The sequence below is a fragment of the Streptomyces sp. NPDC002785 genome, from assembly GCF_040295565.1.
Classification (GTDB): domain Bacteria; phylum Actinomycetota; class Actinomycetes; order Streptomycetales; family Streptomycetaceae; genus Streptomyces.
Window position 1 is genome coordinate 1 of the sequence record NZ_JBEOVN010000264.1, and the last position, 8234, is coordinate 8234.

General features: G+C 69.8%; 6 protein-coding genes. 1 reads left to right on the forward strand and 5 read right to left on the reverse strand.

From position 1 onward, the window contains the following. From ABTZ94_RS34370 to ABTZ94_RS34390, 5 genes are all read right to left on the reverse strand, one after another. Positions 1–1313: AMP-binding protein (locus ABTZ94_RS34370; RefSeq protein ID WP_351206862.1), on the reverse strand; the 1313-nt coding region annotated here is incomplete at its 3' end. Between the two features lie 225 nt (positions 1314–1538). Continuing rightward, positions 1539–1739, reverse strand: a complete 201-nt coding sequence (locus ABTZ94_RS34375) for a hypothetical protein (RefSeq protein ID WP_351206864.1) — start codon at positions 1737–1739, stop codon at positions 1539–1541. 56 nt (positions 1740–1795) lie between these two features. Next, entirely contained in the window at positions 1796–2842 is a 1047-nt protein-coding gene (locus tag ABTZ94_RS34380; protein WP_351206866.1) for a hypothetical protein, read from the reverse strand. 599 nt (positions 2843–3441) lie between these two features. Next, positions 3442–4992: an acyl-CoA synthetase gene (locus tag ABTZ94_RS34385; RefSeq protein WP_351206868.1), complete on the reverse strand. Its 1551-nt coding sequence runs from the start codon at positions 4990–4992 to the stop codon at positions 3442–3444. Then, positions 4989–6098, reverse strand: a complete 1110-nt coding sequence (locus ABTZ94_RS34390; RefSeq protein ID WP_351206870.1) for an NAD(P)H-dependent flavin oxidoreductase — start codon at positions 6096–6098, stop codon at positions 4989–4991. The genes ABTZ94_RS34385 and ABTZ94_RS34390 overlap by 4 nt, the downstream gene beginning before the upstream one ends. Before the next feature lie 182 nt (positions 6099–6280). Between ABTZ94_RS34390 and ABTZ94_RS34395 the strand changes: the two genes are divergently transcribed. Continuing rightward, positions 6281–8131: a serine hydrolase domain-containing protein gene (locus ABTZ94_RS34395; protein WP_351206872.1), complete on the forward strand. Its 1851-nt coding sequence runs from the start codon at positions 6281–6283 to the stop codon at positions 8129–8131. Positions 8132–8234: the final 103 nt, after the last annotated feature.

The window sequence follows — 8234 nt, forward strand, 5'->3', positions numbered from 1 at the left end:
CGGCCGCCGCCCCCCCCCCCCACCGCGGCCTCGGCAACGGCGGGGTGGGTGTAGAGGGCGTCCTCGACCTGGCGGGAGGCGACGAGGACACCGCCGGAATTGATGACGTCCTTCACCCGGTCGACGACGGTGAAGAAACCCTCCGCGTCACGCACGGCGAGGTCGCCGGAGTGGAACCAGCCGTCGCGGAAGGCCTCCGCGGTCTCCTCGGGCTTGTCCCAGTAGCCCTCGCACAACTGGGGCGAGCGGTAGACCACTTCACCGGCCGTGCCGTCGGGGACCTCCTTGCCGTCCTCGTCCACGACCCGGGCCTCGACGAAGAGGACGGGCCTGCCGCAGGAGTCCATCCGGCCCTCGTGCTCGTCCGGTCCGAGGACGGTGGCGAGCGGGCCGATCTCGCTCTGTCCGAAGCAGTTGTAGAAGGCGAGCGCGGGCAGCCGGTCGCGGAGCCGTTCCAGTACGGGTACGGGCATGATCGACGCGCCGTAGTAAGCCTTGCGCAGCGCGCCGAGTTCGCGGGTGGTGAAGCCGGGGTGCTGGGAGATGCCGATCCAGACGGTCGGCGGCGCGAAAACGCTGTCCGCCTGCCCCGTCTCGACGAGGTCGAGGATCCGGTTCACATCGGGTGCGTCGAGGATGATGTTCACTGCGCCGACCGCGAGGTAGGGCAGCAGGAACACATGCATCTGCGCGGAGTGGTAGAGCGGCAGTGAGTGGACCGGCCGGTCGGTGGCGCGCAGATTGAGCGCCGTGATCGCGCTGACGTACTCGTGGACGAGCGCGCCGTGGGTCATCATCGCGCCCTTGGGGAGTGCGGTGGTGCCCGAGGTGTAGAGCAGTTGTACGAGGTCTTCCGCGGCCGGTTCGCGCTCCGGAGTGAAGGGGCGCGGGGTGGCGGTGGCGTCCAGGAGGGAGTCCGGTGCGTCGCGCAGCGCGCGTCTGGAGAACGCGGCCGGAATCCGGTCGGCCAGGTCCGGGTCGGTGAGGACGAGGGTGCTGCCGGACTGTTCGAGGATGTACATGAGGTCGTCGCCGGTGAGGTTCTGGTTGACCGGCACGTGGACCAGGCCCGCACGGGCACAGGCGAGGTAGCCGATCAGATACGCGTCGGAGTTGTGCGCGTAGGAGGCGACCCGGTCGCCGGGGTGCAGCCAGTGCTCGCCGGTGAGGACCGCCGCGGCGGTACTGACGGCCGTGTCGAGTTCCGCGTAGGTCCAGGACCTCTCCGCGTACCGCAGGGCAGTGCTCGCGGGGGTGCGCCGGGCGCTGCGGGCCACGACATCATCGACTGTGCTGCTCCGTACACCTGTCATGGCGTGATCCTGTGCGGCCGGAACCCGGTGGTCAAGGGGTCGGGTACCGGTCGGGATGTTGACAGGGGTGCTGGGGTGCCGGCTGAGTGGCGAACGCGGCGGCACCACTGACCGGCTGTGATCGGCCTTTGTCCGCCCGTGGGGCGGTCGGGGGCCGATCGTGACCAGCACCATATGGGCGCCGCCGAGGCCGAGTTGGAGCCGTCCGGAGGAGAAGCAGTTCGTTCACGTGTTGCGGGCGCGGGTGGCGAGCAGCATGGCCAGGACGCAAGGCACGAGCAGCAGCCCGAAGGCGGCGCCGTAGCCGACGGTGTCGGTCGGGCCGGCGCCCAGGCAGGCATTGGAGAGGCGGTTCCTGTTCGCAGAACCGCCTAGTGCGTCGTCCGCCGCCGCCCGGTTGATCACCGATCGGTATCCGGTGGGCACGCGTCTGCGGCTGAGGCCTACAGAGCAACCGGACACCGGTGCTCGTGAATTCAAGCTCACCCAGAAGGTGCCCGCCGACCGGCAGGGACCCGTTCAGGGCCTGACCACGGCCCGGCGGAGCCGAGGATGTGGAGGCTGCCCAGGGGGCGGTCCTGATGGGTGACCAAAGTGGTCAGGGTGTCGGCCCAAAGGGCGACGAGCAGGTCGAGGCGGGGCTGTCGCACCAGGTTTCGTGGGGCCGTGGCGCGCAGCCGGTAACGCCCTTCGGCGCCGCTCAGCGAGCAGTGGACCGCGTCTGCGACCAGGTAGGTCCACGACCGTAGGAGCCAGCCGTCCGGCACCGCAGGCGGACCCGAGTAGTCGAACACGAACGCCGGGCTGGGTGGCGTGGGGCGTTCGTGGGGGTGGCGGTGCTCCCGGTACCGGCGGGCCAGGAGCTCCGCCGCCGTGACGGACGGGCCGAGGTCGAGTGAGTCTGCGACAAGACACGGCTGCGACCAGGCCGCGGTGCTGCCCACTTTGGCGCAGCCGTTGTCGGTCAGAACGGCGAGGTCGGCGCTCGGGCGCATGTCCGGGGCACGGAGCATGACATGCAGGGCGAGGTGGGCGGCTGCGGCGGGGGAGCGGATGACCGCGTGCTCGCAGAGCTCGGACGGGAGACGGTACGCGGCCGACGCCGCGGGCTCAGGGGGCGGAATGCAGGGAATCAGGGCGTTGCCGTCGTCCGCCCCGGCAGGAGGTGTCGGCGCGGCGCGCCGGGGCCGGTCCTGAGGAGCGTCCGGCAGCCTTCGGGCGATGTCCGCCAACAGGCGAGTGATCGCCGCCGAGCCGGCCGTTTCGACGCTGCCGACGATGCGCAGTTCCGGGCCGTCCCAGGACACGCCGACCTCGGCGCGCAGGCCGTTCGCCGTCAGCCCCCAGTCTCCGGAGGTGGTGCGGTGCCACTCGGCCGTTGTCGGCGTGCCGGGAGGTGCGGGTGGGGCGTGCACGGCTCCCAGGGCTTCTCGGACTGCGTCGCGCAGATCGGCGGGACCTGCGGCGGGTATGTGTGCCCGGGCCTCCGAGGAACGGGCGTTTCCCGGAGGTGTGCCAGTGTCGGTCATGGGCGGTGCTCCTCGGTGTGGGGCGGTCGTCTCATCGGTCTCGGACAGTGACGTCGCTGTCATGGCCCACCGGGTCCCCGCCGCGGATCGGGCCGTCGTGGACGTTTTCGGCGCGCAGACCGCCTCGATGGAGGAGACCGCGCACCAGGCCGGGACGGATCAGCTGTTCGAGACGGACACAGCGTTCGCTCAGCCGAAGCCCACGGAGCGTTGCCCCGCCGACTTGAAACTCGGTTCCCACCAGCGGTTTGAGCGCGTCTTCCATGGCCCGCCTTCCGTGAAGCTGTGTTCGGCCGTCGACGTTAGCGCAGGGACACCTGCTGGAAACAGCGCTTCTGAGCCGTTGGACGCGCCGCCTCGTCCCTTCGGTCGCCGCCGCTTCGTTCCCGTTCCCGCCGTGGGGCCCGTCGGTGACGGACCATCAGAAATTCACGCGGACACTACGAGCGCCCTTCGTCGTGGTGTGCTCCGGTTCGGGCAACGGTGTCGCCGGCCTGGCCCGAGTGAAGTCGTTGGGTGCCCGGGCAGACGTCCGTCGGTGCCGGGCAGGCGCGATGGCGCGGCCCCGCGCACGACCCGGTATCCGGGCGGGCAGTGGTTCACAACGCTCGCTGGTGCCCTTCCCAGTACGGGTCACGCAGCCGCCTCTTGTACAGCTTGCCGTTGGGATCGCGGGGCATCTCCTCAATGAAGTCGATACTCCTGGGGCGCTTGTACCCGGCCAGATGGTGTTCGCAGTGGCGCAGGATCTCGGCGGCCAGCGTGTCCCCCGCCTCGTGTGTCCCGGCCGGTTCGACGACCGCCTTGACCTCCTCGCCCCAGTCGGGATGCGGGATGCCGAAGACGGCCACGTCGGCGACCGCGGGGTGGCTGAGGAGGGCGCCCTCGATCTCGGCGGGGTAGATGTTGACACCACCGGAGATGATCATGTCGATCTTGCGGTCGCGGAGGAAGAGCCAGCCGTCCTCGTCGAGGATGCCCAGGTCGCCGACGGTGAAGAAGTCGCCGATGCGGTTCTTGTTCGTCTTGGTCTCGTCCTTGTGGTAGCTGAAGCCGCCGGTGTTCATCTTCATGTAGACAGTGCCGAGTTCGCCGGGCGGCAGGCGGTTGCCGTCGTCGTCGAAGACGGCGAGTTCGCTGATCGGCCAGGCCCGGCCGACCGTGCCCGGTTTCTTCAGCCAGTCCTCCGCGGTGGCGAAGGCGCCGCCGCCCTCGCTGGCCGCGTAGTACTCCTCGACGCACCGCCCCCACCAGTCGATCATGGCGCGTTTGACGTGGTCGGGGCAGGGCGCCGCACCGTGGATGGCGTGGCGCATGGCTGTGACGTCGTATCCCCGCTTCACCTCGTCGGGGAGGGCGAGGAGGCGGTGGAACTGGGTCGGGACCATGTGCGTGTGTGTGCAGCGGTGGGTGTCGATGAGCCGCAGCATCTCCTCGGGCGTCCACTTGTCCATCAGGACCAGCGGGTGCCCGATGTGCAGGGACGCGCCTGCGAACTGGAGGACGGCCGTGTGGTAGAGCGGCGAGCAGACCAGATGGACGTTGTCGTCGAAGGGTTTGATGCCGAAGATGCCGAGGAACCCGCCGAGGTGGCTCTCCTCGGGGAGCTTGCCGGAGAGCGGACGGCGAATGCCGCGCGGGCGGCCGGTGGTGCCCGAGGTGTAGTTCATGACCCAGCCGAGGGTGCGGGCCTCGGGGGGTGCGTCGGGCTGTCCTTCGAGCAGTTCGGCGTACGGGCGGAAGCCGTCGACCGTTCCCACGGCATAGCGGTGGCTTGCCGGGAGCTTCGCCTCGTCTGCGGCCCCGGTCGCCGTCTGGGCGAACCGCTCGTGGGCGATGAGCACCTTGGCACCCGAGTCGGAGACGATCCAGGCGATCTCGGGACCGACGAAGTGGTGGTTGACGGGGACGAGATAGAAGCCCGCCTGGCAGGCGGCGAGGTAGGCGGTGAAGAACTCGACACCGTTGGGCAGGACGACCGCGAAGGCGTCGCCCGTTCGGAGCCCGGCCGCGCGCAGTCCGTGGACGAGGCGGTTGGCTGCGGCGTGCAGCCGGCCCGCGGTCCACCTCTCGCCGTCGGGTGCGATGAGGACCGTACGGCCGGGATCGGCGGCGGCCTGGGCCCAGAAGCCGTTGGGCGGCAGATTCATGAGGCGCTCCGTCCGGCGATGCGGTTGATCCGGTCGACTGCCCGCTCGAAGCCGCGGGTCAGGTCGTCGAAGACGGCCTGCACACTGCGTTCGCTGTTCATCCGGCCGACGATCTGGCCGACCGGGGTGCCGAGCAGCGCACCGGTCTCGTACTTCTGGATACGGGAGACGGCTTCGGCGACCAGCAGCCCCTGGAGCGGCATGGGCAGCGTGCCGGGGCCCGACGGGTCGTCCCAGGCGTCGGTCCATTCGGTACGGAGCTGGCGTGCGGGTTTGCCGGTGAGCGCGCGGGAGCGGACGGTGTCGCCGGAGCCCGCGGCAAGGAGTTTGCGGGTCAGCGCGCGGGAGTGGAGGTCGGCCTCTTGTGTGGTCAGCCAGAGTGAGCCGAGCCAGACACCCTGGGCGCCGAGGGCGAGTCCGGCGGCGATCTGCTCTCCGCTGCCGATGCCGCCGGCGGCGAGGACAGGGAGCGGTCCCACGGCGTCGACCACGTCCGGGACCAGGACCATGGAGGCGATCTCGCCGGTGTGGCCGCCCGCCTCGTACCCCTGGGCGACGACTATGTCGATGCCCGCGTCCGCGTGGTGGCGGGCGTGTCTGGCACTTCCGGCGAGCGCTGCGACGAGAACGTCCTGGTCATGGGCGCGTTGGACGACGTCGGCGGGCGGCGACCCGAGGGCGTTGGCGAGAAGTCTGATGGGGTGGTCGAAGGCAACGTCGAGCTGATTGCGGGCGACTTCCTCCATCCACCCGGTGATGCGCCAGCCGGACGCCTCACCCTCGGCGAGTTGCGGTACGCCGTGCTTGGCCAGGGTGTCCTGGACGAACTGGCGGTGTCCGGCCGGAATCATCGCCTCGATGTCGGCCTCGGTCACTCCCTCCACCTTCTTCGCGGGCATGACGACGTCGAGACCGTACGGCTTGCCGTCGGTGTGCTCCTGCATCCAGTCGAGGTCACGTGCGAGGTCGCCGGGGGCGGTGTAGCGGACCGCGCCGAGTACGCCGAATCCGCCGGCCCTGGTGATGGCCGCGGCCACCGCGGGGAACGGCGTGAAGCCGAAGATGGCGTGCTCGACTCCCAGTTTCTTGCTCAGCTCCGTCTCCATGGGGCGCAGGATGCCGCAGCCTGACATCCGAGGGAAGAGATTCTCTGATGCAGTGTCAGATTCTTTGTCGCGCCGGGGGCCTCCGCGGCGGCAGTGGCGACAGTAATCTCTGCGGCGGCAGGAAGTTTCATCGTCGGACTAAATTTCGAAAGTTACTTTCGCGCAGCAGGAAGGGGTTCCGGATGACCGAGGACGCGGCCGGCAGAGGGATCAGCCGACGCAGGCTGGGCGGTGGGATGCTGGCCCTGGGCGGAGCACTCGCCCTGGCGCCGATTCCGTTCGCGGAACGGGCGTCGGCCATGGAGTCGGGGGCGGGGTCGTCGGGTATGCACGCAGGGACCGGGACGAGCGCGGCATCCAGGCAGGCACGGCCGACGCTGCGGCGCGGATCCGCCGCCCGTGCCGGGTTGTTGCAGGGGCCTTTGGATCAATTGGTCGTCGACGCGGAGAAGTTCCTCTCCGACTCCCCCAAACACCCTTGGTACGCCGGTGCGGTGCTGCTCGCCGGGCGGGGCGGCACGGTGGCGCTGCACCACCCGATCGGGAAGGCCGTGCGCTACGCGGCGTACGACGAGAAGACCGACACCGGGGTGGAGTTCCCGCCCGACCAGCAGATCGCCATGGCCGAGGACACGGTCTTCGACCTGGCTTCGGTGTCGAAGCTGTTCACCTCGATACTGGCCGTGCAGCAGATCGAGCGCGGAACGCTGGAGCTGGAGTCGAAGGTTGCCTCGTATCTGCCCGATTTCGCCGGTCACGGCAAGCAGGACATCACGATCCGTCAGCTCCTCACGCATACGTCGGGCTTCCGTGCCTGGATTCCGCTGTACAAGGCACCGACGCGGGAGGGAAAGCTGGAGCTGCTCTGGAACGAGGCGCCTGCCAACCCGCCCGGCACGGTCTACCTCTACTCCGACCTCAATCTGATCTCGCTGCAACTGGTGCTGGAGAAGATCACCGGCCGCACGCAGGATGTCCTGCTCCGTGAGCAGATCACTGCTCCGCTCGGTATGCACCGCACCCGGTACAACCCACCGGCCTCCTGGAAGCCGAAGATCGCCGCAACCGAGGATGCCCGGCTCCCCTGGTCCGGCCTCGACCGCGGACTGGTCTGGGGCGAGGTGCACGACGAGAACGCGTACGGCCTGGACGGCGTGGCGGGCCATGCCGGAGTCTTCTCCTGCGCCTGGGACCTCGCGATCCTCGCCCGCACGCTGCTCAACGGCGGCGTCTACGGCCGCGCGAGGATTCTCTCCGCGGAATCGGTGGACCTGCTGTTCACGGACTTCAACACCTCTTTCCCCGGCGATGCGCACGGACTCGGCTTCGAGCTCTACCAGCACTGGTACATGGGGGCGATGGCAACCCCTCGTACCGCAGGCCACACCGGCTTCACCGGCACCAGTCTGGTCCTGGACCCCACAACCGACTCGTTCCTCATCGTCCTCGGAAACTCGGTGCACCCGGTGCGCAGCTGGCGCTCCGGCAGCGCGCCGCGCGTCGCCACCGCCAACCAGATGGCGCGCGCCGTCGCGGTCCGTCCCGCCCGGGGACGTACGGCGTGGTTCTCGGGACTGGCGAGCGCCACCAGCGCAACGCTCACGCTGCCCGCGCTGCGTCTCGCGTCATCGCGGACCCGGCTGAGCTCAGCCCTCTGGTGGGACACCGAGCCCGGGTCCGATTTCCTCTTCCTGGAGGCGTCGGCGGACACCGGGGCGACCTGGCAGCCGGTGCCGTTCACCACCGTACCGATGGCCGATCAGCACCACCCGGAGTCCGAACCGCATCCGACGGGCTCGCTCTCCGGCTGGTCCGGCCGGGTCTGGCACCGTCTCGACGCGGACCTGGCCGCATGGCGCGGCAAGGAGGTGCGGCTTCGGTGGCGGTACGCCACGGATCAGTTGTACGTCGGACGCGGGGTGTACGTGGACGCAGTCCGGGTCGAGGACGGCAACCGGACGGTCTTCGATGAGAGCCGGTCCGGCGATGCCGCGGGCATCGAGGCACTGGGATGGACGGTTTCGGCGGACTGAGAAGGACGAAACGGGCCGCGGCCGGCCGCCGCGGGTTGTCGGCGGGCTGCCGAGCGAGCCATTGGCCGTCCGTGCCGGGGAAGGGCCGTCCCCCTTCCCCGGC